Origin of the sequence: Sphingomonas segetis, from assembly GCF_009720245.1 — a bacterium.
Classification (GTDB): Bacteria; Pseudomonadota; Alphaproteobacteria; order Sphingomonadales; family Sphingomonadaceae; genus Sphingomicrobium; species Sphingomicrobium segetis.
On the sequence record NZ_WJSQ01000013.1, the window covers coordinates 1 to 16012 of the forward strand.

At 66.0% G+C, this 16012-nt stretch carries 15 protein-coding genes and 1 pseudogene; 10 read left to right on the forward strand and 6 right to left on the reverse strand.

Annotation, left to right across the window (positions count from 1 at the left end):
• Window positions 1-120 precede the first annotated feature (120 nt).
• The 4 genes and pseudogenes from GH737_RS02430 to purH form a co-directional block, all read left to right on the forward strand.
• A pseudogene (locus tag GH737_RS02430) lies at window positions 121-783 on the forward strand (RsmB/NOP family class I SAM-dependent RNA methyltransferase); the annotation flags it as partial.
• A gap of 18 nt (window positions 784-801) precedes the next feature.
• The gene (gene rpe / locus GH737_RS02435) at window positions 802-1464 is read left to right on the forward strand and encodes a ribulose-phosphate 3-epimerase (protein WP_155263270.1); all 663 of its coding nucleotides are present in this window, start codon (window positions 802-804) and stop codon (window positions 1462-1464) included.
• Entirely contained in the window at window positions 1461-3113 is a 1653-nt protein-coding gene (locus GH737_RS02440) for a heparinase II/III family protein (protein ID WP_155263271.1), read from the forward strand. The genes rpe and GH737_RS02440 overlap by 4 nt, the downstream gene beginning before the upstream one ends.
• Before the next feature lie 15 nt (window positions 3114-3128).
• A complete protein-coding gene (purH, locus tag GH737_RS02445; protein ID WP_155263272.1) occupies window positions 3129-4721 on the forward strand; it encodes a bifunctional phosphoribosylaminoimidazolecarboxamide formyltransferase/IMP cyclohydrolase in 1593 nt (530 codons plus the stop codon).
• A gap of 4 nt (window positions 4722-4725) precedes the next feature.
• Here the strand turns inward: purH and GH737_RS02450 are convergent, their stop codons facing one another.
• The 5 genes from GH737_RS02450 to GH737_RS02470 all read right to left on the reverse strand — a co-directional run bounded on the left by GH737_RS02450 (window position 4726) and on the right by GH737_RS02470 (window position 11957).
• Window positions 4726-6243: a lipopolysaccharide biosynthesis protein gene (locus GH737_RS02450; RefSeq protein ID WP_230558584.1), complete on the reverse strand. Its 1518-nt coding sequence runs from the start codon at window positions 6241-6243 to the stop codon at window positions 4726-4728.
• Window positions 6244-6290: 47 nt separating this feature from the next.
• On the reverse strand, window positions 6291-9110 hold the full coding sequence (gene polA, locus GH737_RS02455) for a DNA polymerase I (RefSeq protein ID WP_155263273.1): 2820 nt from the start codon (window positions 9108-9110) through the stop codon (window positions 6291-6293).
• Window positions 9111-9224: 114 nt separating this feature from the next.
• Window positions 9225-9395 (reverse strand): hypothetical protein, encoded by a 171-nt coding sequence (locus GH737_RS02460; RefSeq protein WP_155263274.1) that lies wholly within the window; start codon window positions 9393-9395, stop codon window positions 9225-9227.
• A 55-nt stretch (window positions 9396-9450) separates the two neighbouring features.
• Window positions 9451-11025: an L-aspartate oxidase gene (gene nadB, locus GH737_RS02465; RefSeq protein ID WP_155263295.1), complete on the reverse strand. Its 1575-nt coding sequence runs from the start codon at window positions 11023-11025 to the stop codon at window positions 9451-9453.
• 2 nt (window positions 11026-11027) lie between these two features.
• Entirely contained in the window at window positions 11028-11957 is a 930-nt protein-coding gene (locus GH737_RS02470) for an ABC transporter ATP-binding protein (protein ID WP_155263275.1), read from the reverse strand.
• 157 nt (window positions 11958-12114) lie between these two features.
• Between GH737_RS02470 and GH737_RS02475 the strand changes: the two genes are divergently transcribed.
• From GH737_RS02475 to GH737_RS02500, 6 genes are all read left to right on the forward strand, one after another.
• Window positions 12115-12582 (forward strand): DUF4402 domain-containing protein, encoded by a 468-nt coding sequence (locus tag GH737_RS02475; protein WP_196232939.1) that lies wholly within the window; start codon window positions 12115-12117, stop codon window positions 12580-12582.
• A gap of 121 nt (window positions 12583-12703) precedes the next feature.
• The gene (locus tag GH737_RS02480; RefSeq protein WP_155263277.1) at window positions 12704-13207 is read left to right on the forward strand and encodes a DUF4402 domain-containing protein; all 504 of its coding nucleotides are present in this window, start codon (window positions 12704-12706) and stop codon (window positions 13205-13207) included.
• Window positions 13208-13251: 44 nt separating this feature from the next.
• Window positions 13252-13449 (forward strand): zinc-finger domain-containing protein, encoded by a 198-nt coding sequence (locus tag GH737_RS02485; protein WP_155263278.1) that lies wholly within the window; start codon window positions 13252-13254, stop codon window positions 13447-13449.
• Window positions 13446-14867, forward strand: a complete 1422-nt coding sequence (gene tldD, locus GH737_RS02490) for a metalloprotease TldD (RefSeq protein WP_155263279.1) — start codon at window positions 13446-13448, stop codon at window positions 14865-14867. The genes GH737_RS02485 and tldD overlap by 4 nt, the downstream gene beginning before the upstream one ends.
• Window positions 14864-15403 (forward strand): DUF924 family protein, encoded by a 540-nt coding sequence (locus tag GH737_RS02495; RefSeq protein WP_155263280.1) that lies wholly within the window; start codon window positions 14864-14866, stop codon window positions 15401-15403. Before tldD ends, GH737_RS02495 begins: the two co-directional genes overlap by 4 nt.
• A complete protein-coding gene (locus tag GH737_RS02500; protein WP_230558585.1) occupies window positions 15400-15606 on the forward strand; it encodes a putative signal transducing protein in 207 nt (68 codons plus the stop codon). Before GH737_RS02495 ends, GH737_RS02500 begins: the two co-directional genes overlap by 4 nt.
• Here GH737_RS02500 and GH737_RS15095 read toward each other — a convergent pair.
• Window positions 15603-16010, reverse strand: a complete 408-nt coding sequence (locus GH737_RS15095) for a protein tyrosine phosphatase family protein (protein WP_196232940.1) — start codon at window positions 16008-16010, stop codon at window positions 15603-15605. The two genes, GH737_RS02500 and GH737_RS15095, sit on opposite strands and share 4 nt — an antisense overlap.
• Window positions 16011-16012 lie beyond the last annotated feature (2 nt).

Consider the following 16012-nt stretch of genomic DNA (forward strand, 5'->3'; position numbering starts at 1 on the left):
GAGCGACGACCAAACATAAGCGCAAAACCAACATCCGCGATCAAGGACTGATCGTCCTTGAGCCCGGCGATTTTGGTGTGATCTCAATTCTCGAAAAGGTGAAATTCGGCCCCCAATACGTCGGTCGCGAGCCTGCCCGGCTTCGGAGGCGGTCGCTGGTGGGTGCAGGACCTCGCGGCCTCGCTGCCGGCCCGGCTCATTCCGGCCGATGCGCGGGAGGTACTCGACCTCTGCGCCGCACCAGGCGGGAAGACGATGCAGCTCGCCGCTGCAGGTCACCGGGTCACCAGCGTGGACTCGTCGGAAAGTCGTCTGGGACGACTGCGCGAGAATCTCGAGCGGACACATCTCGCGGCCGAGCTCGTGGCCGCCGACGCGCGGAACTGGGAGCCGGGCCGCGCCGTCGACGCGATCCTGCTTGACGCACCCTGTTCAGCGACGGGCACCTTCCGCCGTCACCCCGAGGTCCTCTATCGCGCGCGGCCGAAGATCGTCGCCGACAATGCCGAGCTTCAGCGGCGGCTCCTCGACCGGGCGGCGCAGTGGCTCAAGCCGGGCGGAAGGCTCGTTTATTCCGTCTGCTCGCTCGAACCGCAGGAGGGCGAAGAGGTCATTGAGGGATTTCTCGGGGCCAACAGCGATTTCGCCATCTCCACTAAGGTCGATCTGCCCAATTTTGCCAAGCCGTCGGAGCAGGGGTGGGTGCGCATCGTCCCCGGTCTGCTCGAAGCCGAAGGCGGGCTTGACGGCTTCTTCATTGCGCGGCTTGTCCGGGGCGGATAATCCCGTCTAATCGGCTCCATGGCCGATCCCATCATTGCACCTTCGATCCTGTCCGCCGATTTCGCCAGGCTCGGCGAGGAAGTGCGTGCGATCGACGGGGCGGGCGCCGACTGGGTCCATGTCGATGTCATGGACGGCCACTTCGTGCCCAACCTCACGATCGGGCCCGCCGTGGTGAAAGCGCTCCGCCCGCACAGCGCCAAGCCGTTCGACGTCCACCTGATGATCTCACCGGTCGATCCGTTCCTCGACGCCTTCGCCGAGGCCGGCGCCGATATCGTCACAGTCCATCCCGAGGCCGGGCCGCACCTTCACCGCACGATCCAGCGCGTGAAGAGCCTGGGCAAGAAGGCCGGCGTCTCGCTCAACCCCGCTACCCCTGCCAAAATGCTCGACTATGTGCTCGAGGAGATCGACCTCGTTCTGGTGATGAGCGTGAACCCGGGGTTCGGGGGTCAGAAGTTCATCGTCAGCCAGCTGAAGAAGATCGAAGCCATCGCGAACCGCGTCGCCAAGGAGTCGCTCGGTGTCATCGTCGAAGTCGACGGTGGCATCGACCCCGAGACGGCGCGTCAGGCACTCGACGCCGGCGCAACCGCGCTCGTTGCGGGTACGGCGGTCTTCCGGGGTGGGCCCGCCGCTTACGCCGACAACATCAAGGCGCTTCGAGGACAAGGATGAGCGGCGACAGCTCGGCCGCCGATCGCGCGGTCGTCAGCAAGCTCGCGCGGGGCTCGCTCCTGTCCCGCCTCAAGCACGGCAGCCAGCCGCTCAAGCTGGTCGCGGTTCCGCGCGACCATGTCCACGGCGATCGTCAGCGCGGCGAGGCGCTGCTGGCGGGACGGCTCACAGTGGGAAGCGACACCATCCCGCTCAAGGATCTCGACTTTGCTGCGATCGGTGCGCGAGGGGGCGCCGCAGAACATATGCAGGGCTTCTCCTGGTTGCGCGATCTCGCCGCCGCCGCATCGCGCGAGAAAGGGGCACGGCTGGCCGAAGCCGTCGTCGGCCGCTGGCTGCTGGCGCACGGCTCCAGGGTTGACGAAGCCTGGACACCGCAGCTGTGGGGCGAGCGGATTCTCTTTTGGAGCGCCTACGCGCCCTACATCCTGTCGAGCACCGACAGCGGATATCGTTCGGCCCTGCTCAACACGCTCGCGCGCGGCGCGCGGCATCTCGACGGCAGCGCCGACAAGGCTGCGGCCGGAGTCGATCGAGTCACCGCCTGGTGCGGCGTGGTCGCCGCCGGGCTGCTGGTGCAGGGTGGAGTTCCTCGCGTCGCGCGCGGCGAAGCGGGACTGGCACGCGCGCTTGCCTCCGCCCAGTTCGACGATGGCGGACTGATCAGCCGCTCGCCGTTCGAACAGCTGCTGCTCGTCGACCGAATGGGCCTCCTGCGGGCCTGTTACCAGGCAGCGAAGCAGACCATTCCCGAAGGGATCGAAGCCGCTGCGCAGGCGTCGCTCGCGGCGCTTCATGGCGTCACCATGGGCGATGGCGCGCTGTCGAGCTGGCAGGGCTGCGGCCCGGGGGAATCGTCCCGACTCACGGCACTGATCGAGGGCTGCGGCCTTCGCGCACGGCCGCTTAGGCAGCCGCGCGGTTGGGGCTATCACCGCATGTCGGCGCTCGGCACGATCCTAGTCCTCGACGCCGCGCCGCCGCCGCAGCAGAAAATGGCTCATCAGGGATCCGCTTCGACCCTCGCGTTCGAGCTGTCGGATGGCGGGCAGCGCCTGGTCGTCAATTGCGGCGGTCCCGGCCCGCTGCCGAGCGAATTGCCGGACGAGCTGGTCGAGGGGCTTCGGACGACCGCGGCGCACAGCACGCTGGTGCTCGCCGACACCAACTCGACCAACATCCTCGCGGACGGCTCGCTCGGCAAAGGCGTGGAAGACGTCGCGATCGACCGGGCCGAAGACAATGATTCGAGCCGCCTCGAGGCGAGCCACGACGGCTACGTCCGCTCGTTCGGAATGGTCCACAAGCGCAGCCTGATGCTCGGCAACGACGGCAAGGAGATCCGCGGCGCCGACCAATTGATCCCGAAAGGGCGCAAGAAGATCCGCGAATCGGCGCCTTATGCGGCGCGCTTCCACCTTGCGCCCGGCATCGAGGTGACGATCACCGCCGACGGCATGGGCGCGATCCTGCGCTCGAAGGGAGCGCCGCCTTGGAACTTCCGCTGCCGCGGCGGCAATCTCGCGACCGAGGAGAGCTTGTGGATCGACGGCCGCGGGAGGCCGCACCCGACCGCGCAGCTCGTCATCATCGGGGAAGTTTCGGCATTGGGCGGCGAAATCGGCTGGCAGTTCCGCCGCGCCAGCTAACCAGAAGGACTTGGCATGACTGACCTCGTTCCCGTTCGCCGGGCGCTGATTTCGCTTTCGGACAAGAGCGGCCTGGAGGACCTTGCCTCGGGCCTGGCGAAGCACGGCGTCGAGATCGTGTCGACCGGGGGCACGGCCGCCAGGCTGCGTCAGGAAGGCGCCGAGGTCCGCGACATCTCCGACCTGACCGGTTTCCCGGAGATGATGGACGGGCGGGTCAAGACGCTCCACCCGAAAGTCCACGGCGGCCTGCTCGGTGTGCGCGACAATCCCGAGCATGCGGCGGCGATGGCGGAGCACGGTATCGCTCCGATCGATCTCGTCATCGTCAACCTCTACCCGTTCCTCCAGACCGTGATGAGCGGCGCGGATCGCGACACCATTATCGAGAATATCGACATCGGCGGTCCGTCCATGGTCCGCTCGGCGGCCAAGAACCACGCGCATGTCGCCATTGTGACGGATCCTGCGGATTATGCGGCACTGCTTGGCGAGTTGGATGCGCACGATGGCAGCACGACTTTCGAGCTTCGCAAGAAGCTCGCTGCCAAAGCCTTCGCGCTGACGGCCACCTACGATTCGATGATCTCGCAATGGTTTGCCTTCGCGGACCAGGGCCAGCGGTGGCCGGAGACTTGGGTGCTCGCAAACGAACTCAAGATGGGACTGCGCTACGGCGAAAACCCGCATCAGCAGGCGGCGCTGTACGTGCCGGTCGGGCCGCACGCGCGCGGCATCGCGCAGGCGGAGCAGGTTCAGGGGAAGGAGCTCAGCTACAACAACCTCAACGACGCAAATGCCGCGCTGGAGCTCGTCTCCGAGTTCCGGGAAGCCGATCCGACCGTCGTCATCGTCAAGCATGCCAACCCTTGCGGAGTGGCGACGCGCGGCGCGCTTATCGATGCCTGGCGGGAAGCGCTCGCCTGCGACAGTGTCTCGGCCTTCGGCGGGATCGTCGCCACGAACCGGGCGCTCGACCGGGAGACTGCCGAAGCGATCACTCAAATCTTCACCGAAGTCGTCGTCGCACCGGACGCCACTGACGAAGCGAAGAGGCTCTTCGCCAAGAAGAGGAACCTTCGTCTGCTGCTCACCGGGGACCTGCCCGACCCGCGGCGCCCGGGCCAGAGCCTGGCGGTTATCACCGGCGGCGTGCTCGTCCAGGACCGCGACAACGGCATGGTTTTGCGGGACCAGCTCAGGTGCGTGACCAAGCGCGAGCCGACCGAGCAGGAGGTCCGCGATTGCCTGTTCGCGTGGACGGTCGCCAAGCACGTGAAGTCGAACGCGATCGTCTATGCGAGGGACTGCGCCACCGCCGGGGTCGGAGCCGGCCAGATGAACCGCCGCGACAGTGCTCGAATCGCCGCCATCCGGGCCGGCGAAGCCGCCGAGGCGAACGGGTGGCCGGAGCCGCGCACAGTCGGCTCCGCCGTCGCGTCAGACGCCTTCTTTCCCTTTGCCGACGGGCTGCTTTCAGCCGCCGAAGCGGGCGCGACCGCAGTGATCCAGCCCGGCGGCTCGATCCGCGACGAGGAAGTCATTGCCGCGGCGGATGAGGCGGGCCTCGCAATGCTGTTCACCGGCATGCGCCACTTCCGGCACTAAAAGGTCAAACGACATCGTCGCGCACCTCGTCGCGGGCGAGCGCTGCATCTTCAGCGGCGCGAAGCTCACGTACATCGGCCTTACGCATGCGAAACAATTCGCGATCCGCGGGCCCGAAGCCCTTCGTCCACAGCACGGCAAAGAAGGCGCAGAGGATCGCCGGGACACCGAGGATGAGCTGCCAAGTCTGCGGGAGGAGCAGCCGCACCAGTGCGCCGACCGCGGCGCCGGCTGCGGTCGCCCACACCAGATCCCAGCGCCAGCCCGATACCGGCGCCTGCAACTGGCGCCGCAGCAGCCACGACTTAGTGATCGAGGCGAAGGCGAGCGCGACGCACAGCGCGATCGCCGGGCCCGTCGCCTGAAATGCCTCGGGCAGGCCCTCGTCGCGCATGATCAGGATCAGCGCCGCCGCGAGTCCCGCTTCGAGCGCGAGCATCACGAGGCTGATCATCATGTTGCGCTTGCGAGCGACGTAGATCAGCGCCGCCTCGCTGACGACCGCGGCGGCGGCGATCACTTCGGCGGCGAGCAGGAAGCCGAGCATTGCCGTGCCGCCGGTGAACCCGGAGCCGACGAGCGCCATCACCGCGCGCCCGGGAATCCCGAGTGCGAGCGCAATGCCGAGCTGCGCCGCGATGATCCAGTAGGTGACCTGGCGCACCTGCCGGGCCACACCCGCGCGGTCGCCCGCAGCGATGCGTCGGACAATCGCCGGCCCAAGCACGGGCTCGAAGCTGGTCTTCAGCTTGGCCGGGAGGGTCGCGACCTGCTGCGCGACATAATAGATGCCGACGAAGGCCGCGGGCATGAATGCGCCGAGCACTGCAAGGTCTATGCGCCGCGATGCCCATTCGACCGCGTCCGCCGCTGCTACCGGCACGTTTCGCCAGGCGGTGCTCCACGCACCGACAAGATCCGGTTTCCAGCCGTGCGGCACGCCGTAGCACTTCAGCAGCGGGATCAGCGCCGCGATGAGCGCTGCGACCATCGAGAAAACGTAGGAGATGATCAGCCCGTCATCGATCGAGATGTACGACCAGACGAAAGCGACGATGCTGATCGTCCACGGCTCCACCACCGAGCGCGCCCGTACGGTCGACGCGACGTCGTCCTGATAGGCGAGCGCCGCGAGCGCGATATCCGTCCAGGCGATCGCCAGCACCGTGATCGCGAGCATCCGATCCAGCCCTTGCACGTCGGTCGTCGGGTACATTGCCTTTGGAAACAGGATCAAAATCGCCATTGCGATGACCGATGTGATGGCGGCGACCAGCATCGCGTCGGCGACGACGCACGAGTGCGGCTTTTTTGCATTGGCGAGCAGCTGCGCGAGCCCGCGCCTCAGGCCCAACGCGGCGATCTGCGCGGCAAACTCGACGGTCAGCACCGCATAAGCAAAGCGGCCCAGCTCGGCCGCACCATAAATTCGTCCGGCGATGAGCAGGAACGGCACCCGCGCCGCCAGCCGCAATACGAAGCCGAAAACGTTCAGCCGTCCGCCGCGCGCCAGCGTCGCCATGTCCGCATCGGGTGCCTGCGGCGGAGGCGGACCATCGCCGCTAGCGTTTAATGCGCTTCTCCCCAATGTGCCCCCCAGCCGACCTCCACATCGAGCGGCACCTCGAGCCTCATCGCAGGTTCGGCGGCATTTGCCATCACTTGCTTGATGATGGTCGCGGCCTCTTCCTCCCGCCCGTCCGGCACTTCGAACACCAGTTCGTCGTGAACCTGGAGCAGCATCTTCACGCCGTCGAGCCCATTGGCCGCGAGGGCATCGTCCATCCGCGCCATTGCCCGCTTGATGAGGTCGGCGCTGGTGCCCTGAATCGGCGCGTTGACCGCGGCCCGCTCGGCGCCGCCGCGAATCGACGGGTTGGACGAGCGGATGTTCGGCTCGAAATGCGTCTTTCGGCCGAAAAGGGTGCGCGTGAAGCCATGCTCGCGCACGAAGCCGAGGGTCGAGTGGATGTAATTGCGGATCCCGGGGAACCGCTCGAAATAGCGGTCGATGATCGCCTTGCCCTCGTCCTTCGGCACGCCGAGACGGCCCGCCAGGCCCCACGATGAAATTCCGTAGAGGATAGCGAAATTGACCGTTTTCGCCTTATTTCGAGTGTCGCGATCGACCGTCCCGAACAGCTCCTCCGCCGTGATCGCGTGGATGTCGGCGCCGGCGTTGAACGCCTCCTTCAACTGCGGCACGTCGGCCATGTGCGCGGCGAGCCTCAGCTCGATCTGGCTATAGTCGGCGGAAAGCAGCTTGTGTCCGGCGTCGGCGATGAACGCGTCGCGGATCTTTCGCCCGATCTCGGTACGGATCGGGATGTTCTGCAGGTTGGGGTCGTTCGATGACAGCCGTCCCGTCTGGGCGCCGGTGAGGCTGAAGCTGGTGTGGACCCGCCCAGTCTCCGGGTTGATCTGCTGCTGGAGCGCATCGGTGTAGGTGCTCTTGAGTTTCGTTAGCTGACGCCAGTCGAGCACCAGCCGCGCGCAATCGACGCCTTCGGCCGCGAGCCGCTCGAGCTCGTTGACGTCGGTCGAATATTGCCCGCTCTTGCCCTTGCGCCCGCCCTTGAGGCCGAGCCGGCCGTAGAGCACCTCGCCGAGCTGCTGCGGCGACCCGATCGTGAATGGACCGCACGCCGCTTCGTAAACGCGCTCCTCGAGCTTCGTAATCTCGTTGCCGAATTCGCGGCTCAAGCGCGCGAGATATTCCCGGTCGACCTTGATCCCGCGCCGCTCCATGCGGCCGATGACTGGCACCAGCGGCTTGTCGACGCGCTCGTAAACCCGCGCGACATTCTCCTGCGCCAGCCGGGGCTTCAGCCGCAGCCACAGCCGGAGCGTGATGTCGGCATCCTCAGCGGCATATTCGGTCGCCGGCCCGAGCGGCACCTTGTCGAACGTGATCTGCTTCGTGCCGGTCCCGCATAGTGACTTGTAGCTGATGCACTCGTGCTGGAAATGCGCCTTGGCGAGCTCGTCGAGGCCGTGGCCGAAGCTCTTCCCCGCGTCGAGGTCGAAGCTCATCACCATCGTGTCGTCGACTGGCGCGACGCAGATGCCGGCTTTGTCGAACATCACCCAGTCGTACTTGAAATTGTGCCCGATCTTGAGGACCGCAGGGTCCTCGAGCAGCGGCTCGAGCTTGTCGAGCACCAGCGCCATCGGCAGCTGATTGGGCGCATCGGAATAAAGGTCGCCGCCGCTGTGCCCGACGGGGATGTAGCAGGCGCGGTTCGGACCGGTCGCAAGGCTCACGCCGGCGAGCTTGGCGATGATGCAGTCGATGCAATCGGTCTCGGTGTCGATCGCGACATGGCCTTGTGCGGTGGCTTCCGCGATCCAGCGGTCGAGCGCCGCTTCGTCGGTCACCGTCTCGTATTTCGATCGATCAACCTCTATGTTCTCCGGCTCTGCGGGGGAGGCTGGCCTCCTGTCCATCGCAGCCATGACGTCATTTCGGACTGTCGCCCCGGTCTGGGTCGGTGTTCCGCCCATCAGCCGAGCCAGCAGAGTCTTGAAACCCTGGTCCGTCAGGAATTCCGCGAGCGGCTCCCTCGGGATGTTCTTCATCTCCAGCTCTTCCAGCGGCTGCGGCAGGTTCGCGTCGCAAACCAGCTCGACGAGCTTGCGCGACAGGCGCGCAGCCTCCGCATGATCGATCAGCGACTGCTTGAGCTTGGGCTTGGTGATCTGGTCGGTCGAGGCCAGCACCGTTTCCAGGTCGCCGTAGGTCTGGATCAGCTGGCTCGCGGTCTTCGGCCCGATCCCCGGCACGCCGGGCACGTTGTCGACGCTGTCGCCCATCAGCGCGAGCACGTCGCCGACTTTCTCAGGCGGCACGCCGAATTTCTCCAGCACTTCTGCTCGGCCGATCCGCCGGTCGTTCATCGTGTCGAGCATGTCGATCCCGGCATCCTCGTCGATCAGCTGCATCAAGTCCTTGTCGGAACTTACGATCGTCACCTTCCAGCTCGCCGCGCGCGCCGCGGTCACATAGCAGGCGATGATGTCGTCGGCCTCGAGCCCCTCCTGCTCGATGCACGGGATCGAAAAAGCGCGGGTCGCCGTGCGGATCAGCGGGAATTGCGGAACCAGGTCCTCTGGCGGCGGTGGCCGATGCGCCTTGTACTGGTCGTACATGACGTTGCGGTGGGTGTGCTCGCTGGCATCCAGGATCACCGCCATGTGTGTCGGACCGTCGGCCTTCGAAAGACCGTCCGCGAGCTTCCACAGCATGGTCGTATAGCCATAGACCGCGCCGACGTTCATGCCGTGGCGGTTCGTCAGGGGCGGCAGCCGGTGATAGGCGCGGAAGATGTAGCTCGACCCATCCACCAGGTAGAGGTGGTTCTGGGCAGCAGGCGTGGAAGCGTCAGGCATGAACGAGCGGATTTAGCAGGGTGACGGCCGGAGGGAAGCTAATCGCAAATGTAGGGTGTGTAAGCGGCGCGTTCGAGATCGAAGCGCCAGCGATTCCGGCGCGAACCCCGCCGCTTATTCTCCGTCCGGCTTCTGCTGCTCTTCGTCCGGCTTCGGTTCGGCGGATTCAGACGCCGCCTCCGGCTGGCCGTCGACAGCGATCACCACCTTTTCGCCGCGCAAAGCGGCGGCGACGAGGTCCTGAAGGCCATTTCGTTTGTCGGGGGCGTTCGTCTGAATGGCCATGCCGCGAGTGTAAGCCAGCGCGGCGAATCAAGCAAACCGCGCATCCTTCGCCTTCTCAAGGCACGAGCACGGTGTCCTTCGCCTCCGCCCGGGCTTTCGGATAATCGAGCGTGTAGTGCAGGCCGCGGCTCTCATGGCGGCTGAGCGCGCTGCGGACGATGAGGTCGGCGACCTCGACCAGGTTCCTGAGCTCGATCAGGTCCGGGGTCACGCGGAAGTGGGCGTAATAGTCCTTCACTTCCTTGCGCAGCGTGTCGATCCGATGCTTGGCGCGCTCGAGCCGCTTGGTCGTGCGGACGATCCCGACATAGTTCCACATGAAGCGGCGTATCTCGCCCCATGTCTGGGTGATCACGACTTCCTCGTCGCTGTCGGTCACCCGACTTTCGTCCCATGCACGGATCGCCGGCACTTGCGGAAGCGAATCCCAATTTGCCGTGATGTGCTTCGCCGCCGCCTCACCAAACACCAGGCATTCGAGCAGGCTGTTGGACGCGAGGCGGTTGGCGCCGTGCAGGCCGGACTGTGTCACCTCTCCCGCTGCGTAGAGCCCCGGCGCGTCGGTGCGTCCGTCGAGGTCCACGACGACTCCGCCGCAGGTGTAATGTTGCGCCGGCACGACCGGGATTGGCTCCTTCGTGATGTCGATTCCGAGCTCGAGCAGCTTGTCGTAAATGTTCGGAAAATGTGCCTTCACGAAATCGGGCTCGCGGTGCGAGATGTCGAGCAAGACATAATCGAGACCGTCGCGCTTGATCTCATGGTCGATCGCTCGGGCGACGATGTCGCGCGGCGCGAGCTCGCCGCGCTCGTCGTAATCGGGCATGAAGCGATGGCCGGTCACCGGGTGCCTGAGAACCCCGCCCTCGCCGCGCACCGCCTCGGTGATGAGAAAATTCTTGACCTGGAGATTGTAGAGGCAGGTCGGGTGGAACTGCATGAACTCCATGTTGGAGACGCGGCAGCCCGCCCGCCACGCCATCGCGATTCCGTCGCCTGTCGCTCCCCGCGGCGCGGTCGAATAGAGATAGGCGCGCCCGGCACCGCCGCTGGCGAGGATCGTTGCGCGCGCCTTCAGTGTTTCGACCCGTTTCCTGGTGCGGTTGTACGCGTAGAGGCCGTGCACCGCGCCGCTAGTCGAGAAATGCGTGGCGTGGCGGCCGGTGATCAGGTCGATGGCGACCATGTCGGGAACGAGCGTGATGTTCGGGTGCCGGGCGGCCGCCGCTTCGAGTGCCTGGCTGATCGCCCGGCCGGTCGCATCGGCGACATGAACGATTCGGCGATGGCTGTGCCCGCCCTCGCGGGTCAAATGCAGCGCGTTGCCCTCCGTCGCGAACGGCACGCCGAGATCGATCAGGTGGTGGATCGCGCGCGGCGCCGCTTCGACGACATGCTCGACCACCTTGCGGTCGTTGAGCCCGGCGCCGGCGATCATCGTGTCGTTGATGTGCGCTTCGAAGCTATCGCCTTCCTCCAGCACCGCGGCGATCCCCCCCTGGGCGCGCGCGCTCGCGCTGTCGCCGAGCGCGCCCTTGGCGATCACTGCGACCTTGTGCGTCCCCGCGAGGTTGAGCGCGGCCGTCAGCCCTGCGGCCCCGGAACCGACGATCAGGACATCGGTGTCGATGCTCACGCGGCTTCCCGGTCTGCCGAGACGAGGCTCAGGAAGACGTCCTCGAGATCGGGATCGCGTGTCGACACGTCGACGATGCCGAGGCCGTCGGCCGTTAGCGCGGTCAGCACCTGTCCGGCATTGACCCGGTCCTTGCGGTAGCTGATCTCGAGCGTCCGCTCATCGATCAGCTGGATGTTCTCGAAGCAACTGTTGGCCGGAACCTCGGCTATGTCGCGGTCGAAGGTGACGACGACGGCCTTCTCCTGCGCCTTGGCGACAAGCTCGCGCGTCGGCTCGTTGGCGATCACCCGGCCGTGGTGGATGATCGCGATCCGGTCGCACAGCTCCTCGGCCTCCTCGAGATAATGGGTCGTGAGCACGATCGTGACGCCCTGCGCGTGGAGCTTGCGGACATAATTCCAAAGCTGCCGGCGAAGCTCCACGTCGACACCGGCGGTGGGCTCGTCCAGCACCAGGATCGGCGGCGAATGAACCATCGCCTTGGCGACGAGCAGCCGGCGCTTCATGCCGCCCGACAGCGTGCGCGCATAGGCGTTTGCCTTGTCAGTGAGGTGCATGGCAGCGAGCAGCTCATCGCTTTGCCGGTGGCGGGCGGGAACTCCGTACAATCCGGCCTGGATTTCGAGTGTCTCGCGCGGCGTGAAGAACGGGTCGAAGATGATCTCCTGCGGGACGACGCCGATCGATCGCTTGGAATTGCGCGGATGATCGTCGATGTCGAAACCCCAGATGGTGACCTTCCCACCGCTTTTCGTCACGAGGCCGGCAAGGATGTTGATCAGAGTCGACTTGCCAGCGCCATTGGGTCCGAGCAGGCCGAATATCTGCCCCCGCGGCACGCCGAAGCTGACATCGTTCAGCGCGCGCTTGCCGCCGTGATAGGTCTTGGACAGCGATTCGATGCGGATGGCGGGCTCGTCCATGACGCCCGGCGGCATAAGGGTCGTGCCGATTGGCGACAAGCATTCACCGTAAATGTGCGCTTAACCCTAATTGCTAGAGTGATTTTGAGGTTAACCTAATATCCGCCGCGGCATGTTCTCCCGCGCGCTTTTGCCTATCCTTGCCGCTCTTGCCGCCATGATCGTGCCCGCCGAGGTATCGGCTGCTCCGGCGACACAGAACGCGACGGCGGAGGCTGCCATCCTCAGCCCGCTCAGCGTCATCAAGCGCGCCGACCTGGATTTCGGAACGCTGGTGGTGAGCGGGGCCGGCAGCGCCGTCATCGATCCCGTGACGAGCTCGCTGAGCACGACCGGCGGGTTGGTTCCCTCCGGCAGCTCGGCCCATCCGGCGCGCTTCACGGCGACGGGATCGAAAAACGCCGTTGCGCTGATCCGGCTGCCGAAGAATCCGGCCGTCCTGACCCGCGTCGGAGGGACGGAGACGGTTACCGTGTCCGACTGGACTGTCGACGGCAACATCCTTCGCAAAATTCCGGTCACCGACACCTTCGATTTCTACGTCGGCGGAACGCTCGACGTCGCAGCGGGGCAGGTGCCCGGCACCTATGCGGGAACCTTCAGCATCACGGTCCAATATCCCTGAGCGGCCCCCTCGAATCGTTGCGCGTTAAGGTAAATTTTAGACGAACCGCGCATGTTGAACGCGTGGTGAGATCGGCTCGGCGATACTTGCCTCCTGATTTGTACGCGCAGGAGCTCGCCGAGTGAACATCCGCAAAATCCTCGTCGCCATTGCGGCGATCGCCGCAACAGCGGCACCCGCTCCGCTGCTTGCTGCGCAGACCGCCAGTGCGAGCGGCAGGGCGTTGCTTCTGCTGCCGCTCACGCTCACCAAGGTCAACGATCTCGATTTCGGTACCGTGGTCCCTTCTTCGTCGAGCGGCACGGTCAGCATCGCCGCCGACGGCAGCGGACAAAGCGTCACCGGCGGGGTCACGCCGGTGGCGAGCGGAACGGCGACCCGGGCGGTGTTCGCCGGCGGAGGAACGGCCGGGCAGCAGGTCAACATTTTCCTCGCGCCGCCGGCCAGTCTCAGCGACGGCAACGGAAACAGCGTCCCGATCTCGCTCAGCCTCGACCAATCGGTTGTGACGATCGATTCGACGCGAGCCTTCTCGGTCGGGATCGGCGGCACCGTGACCGTCGGAGCGAACCAGGCAGAGGGCACCTACACCGGTACGTTCACCGTGCTTGCGCAATACAATTAGCCTTCGGCGTTGAACGCCGGGCAGGCGGTTGCTAACTCGGCCCGATGGAAATCCCGCCGCCGGAAATCATTCGCGTCAAGACCGTCCAGGTTGCCTGCGACGGTTCGGGGGAAGTTTCGCCGGCGCTCGGTCATCCGCGCGTCTATCTTCGGATCGAGCCCGATACAGGCTTCGTCGAGTGCGGCTATTGCGATCGCCGGTTCGTCCTTGAGGGAGGACCTGCGGACAGCCAGCCTGCATGACGCTCGCCGATCCCCGCCACTTTCTCTACCGCAACGTCGATCCGGAATCGGCGCGGCGGCTCGCGCACAAGCATTTGTCGGGGCATGAGGACGGCGAGCTCTACCTGCAATATGCCGCAAGCGAGGCGTTCGGGTTCGACGATGGCCGGCTGAAGACCGCCGATTATCACAGCTCTTCGGGCTTTGGGCTGAGAGGCGTGACCGGCGAGACCACCGCATTTGCCCATGCCAACGAGATCAGCGAAGCGGCGATCGAGCGAGCCGCGGCGACGCTCAAGCTGCTCGATCCGCGAAGCGCGGCCCCGGCGGCATCGCCGGCGCGGACGAATCGCTCGATGTACGGTGCCGCGGATCCGCTCACCCTCGTTCCGTTCGCCGAGAAGGTCGCGCTGTGCCAGCAGATCGATGCTGCGGCGCGGGCGCGCGATCCGCGCGTCGTTCAGGCCAGCGTGCGTCTGTCCGGCAGCTGGAGCGTGATCGATATCGTCCGCGCCGACGGGTTCGTCGCGTCCGACGTGCGGCCGCTGGTGCGTCTCGACGTCCAGATCGTCGCAGAGCAGGGCGGTCGACGCGAGACCGGTCATCACGGCCTCGGCGGACGCTATCTCTATGGCTCTCTGTTCGAGGAAGCGCAGTGGAACCGCGCGATCGACATTGCGCTCGGTCAGGCGCTGACGAACCTCGAATCGGTGGCAGCGCCGGCTGGTGAAATGCCCGTCGTTCTCGGGCCCGGGTGGCCCGGCGTGCTTCTTCATGAGGCGGTCGGCCATGGCCTCGAGGGTGACTTCAACCGCAAGGGCACGTCGGCCTTCTCGGGCCGAATCGGCGACCGTGTCGCCGCGTCGGGTGTCACGGTGGTCGATGACGGCGCGATGGAGCAGCGACGGGGCTCGCTGACCATCGACGACGAGGGGACGCCGACGGGCAGGACCGTGCTGATCGAGGACGGCATCCTCAAGGGCTATCTGCAGGACCGGCTCAATGCGCGGCTGATGGGCATGGCGCCGACCGGCAACGGCCGCCGGGAGAGCTTCGCCCATGCGCCGATGCCGCGGATGACCAATACGTTCATGCTCGCCGGCAAGGACGATCCGGCCGAGCTGGTCGAGCGGGTCAAGGACGGGATTTACGCGAAGAGCTTCGGCGGCGGGCAGGTGGACATCACCAGCGGCAAGTTCGTCTTCTCTTGCACCGAAGCCTATCGAATCCGCGGCGGCAAGCTGGCCGAGCCTTTGAAAGGCGCGACTCTGATCGGCGACGGTCCGACCGTGCTGACCCGGGTCAAGGGCATCGGCAACGATCTCGCGCTCGACGAAGGCGTCGGGGTTTGCGGGAAGGCCGGCCAGGGCGTCCCGGCGGGGGTCGGGCAGCCGACGTTGCTTGTGGATGGGCTCACAGTCGGCGGGACGGCGGCGTGAGCGCCGACTGGCGCGCCGACGTCCTCAAATTCTGGTTCGGACTCGACGACGAGCAATGGTGGCGCGGCGGCGACGCGCTCGACCACCGCATCAGGCAGGACTTTCTCGATCTGTGGCACGAGAAGCGCCAGCTGCCAATCGACAGCTTTACGTCCGATCCACTCACCGCGCTTGCCGCCGTCATCCTGTTCGACCAGTTCCCGCGCAACATGTTTCGTGGCCACGCCGAGCAGTTCGCAACCGACCATCTGGCGCTCGGCATCGCCGAAGAAGCGATCGCCAAAGGATTCGACGAGCAATTGGAGCCGCGCGAGCGCGCCTTCCTCTACATGCCCTTCGAGCACAGCGAGACGATGGACGATCAGAACCGCGCGATGCTTCTGTTCACCGCCCTCGGCGATGCGGAGATGCTGCACTTCGCCAGGCTTCACCGCGACATCATCGAGCGGTTCGGTCGCTTCCCGCACCGCAACGCGATGCTCGGCCGGCAACCGCGCGCCGAGGAGATCGCAGCTGGCGACGTGGTGCCGTGGTGACCGACCTGGTCGAAGCCGCGCGCTACAACAGCCGCGTCGAGGGCGATCTCGCCCGACTGTACCTCGGCAGCGAAGGGGTCGAGTCCGTGCTGTTCGATAGCGAAATCAACAGTTCCTACGGCGGGCTGTTCATGCCGGTGCGCCTGATGGTGCTCGACGAGGACGCGGAGGTGGCGCGGCGCTTGCTGGCGGAGAAGGGCTAGAGCAGGTGCGCGATCGGGGCCGGGTCGAACCCGGCGTCGGTCAGCCGCTGCTGAACCTCATCGGCTGATGCGCCCTGCTGACGATCCGCAAGCGCGCAGGCGAGCGCAGACCGCGTCCCCGACCGGCAGAAGGCGAGCATCTTGCCGCCTTCGGCTTGCTGCCGGGCCTTTTGCATTTCCGCGACATCGGCGGGCCCGATGCCGCGCATGATCGGGACGAACCGGTAGGCGATGCCGGCCTGCGCGGCGGCCTCCTCGATCTCCGACGCAAACGGCTGGCCCGGCTCCTCGCCATCGGGGCGGTTGTTGACCAGCATGGTCACGCCCTGCTGCGCCAGCCCGGCGACCTCGTGCGGAGCGATCTGCCCGCTCACCAGAGTGCGATCGTCGAGCTGGCGGATCACGG

What these genes read in the sequence shown, in the direction of transcription:
- rpe (WP_155263270.1), top strand. Translation starts at nt 802, where the DNA reads ATGGCCGATCCCATCATTGCACCTTCGATCCTGTCCGCCGATTTCGCC.
- GH737_RS02440 (WP_155263271.1), top strand. Translation starts at nt 1,461, where the DNA reads ATGAGCGGCGACAGCTCGGCCGCCGATCGCGCGGTCGTCAGCAAGCTC.
- purH (WP_155263272.1), top strand. Translation starts at nt 3,129, where the DNA reads ATGACTGACCTCGTTCCCGTTCGCCGGGCGCTGATTTCGCTTTCGGAC.
- GH737_RS02450 (WP_230558584.1), bottom strand. Translation starts at nt 6,243, where the DNA reads ATGGCGACGCTGGCGCGCGGCGGACGGCTGAACGTTTTCGGCTTCGTA.
- polA (WP_155263273.1), bottom strand. Translation starts at nt 9,110, where the DNA reads ATGCCTGACGCTTCCACGCCTGCTGCCCAGAACCACCTCTACCTGGTG.
- GH737_RS02460 (WP_155263274.1), bottom strand. Translation starts at nt 9,395, where the DNA reads ATGGCCATTCAGACGAACGCCCCCGACAAACGAAATGGCCTTCAGGAC.
- GH737_RS02470 (WP_155263275.1), bottom strand. Translation starts at nt 11,957, where the DNA reads ATGGACGAGCCCGCCATCCGCATCGAATCGCTGTCCAAGACCTATCAC.
- GH737_RS02475 (WP_196232939.1), top strand. Translation starts at nt 12,115, where the DNA reads ATGATCGTGCCCGCCGAGGTATCGGCTGCTCCGGCGACACAGAACGCG.
- GH737_RS02485 (WP_155263278.1), top strand. Translation starts at nt 13,252, where the DNA reads ATGGAAATCCCGCCGCCGGAAATCATTCGCGTCAAGACCGTCCAGGTT.
- tldD (WP_155263279.1), top strand. Translation starts at nt 13,446, where the DNA reads ATGACGCTCGCCGATCCCCGCCACTTTCTCTACCGCAACGTCGATCCG.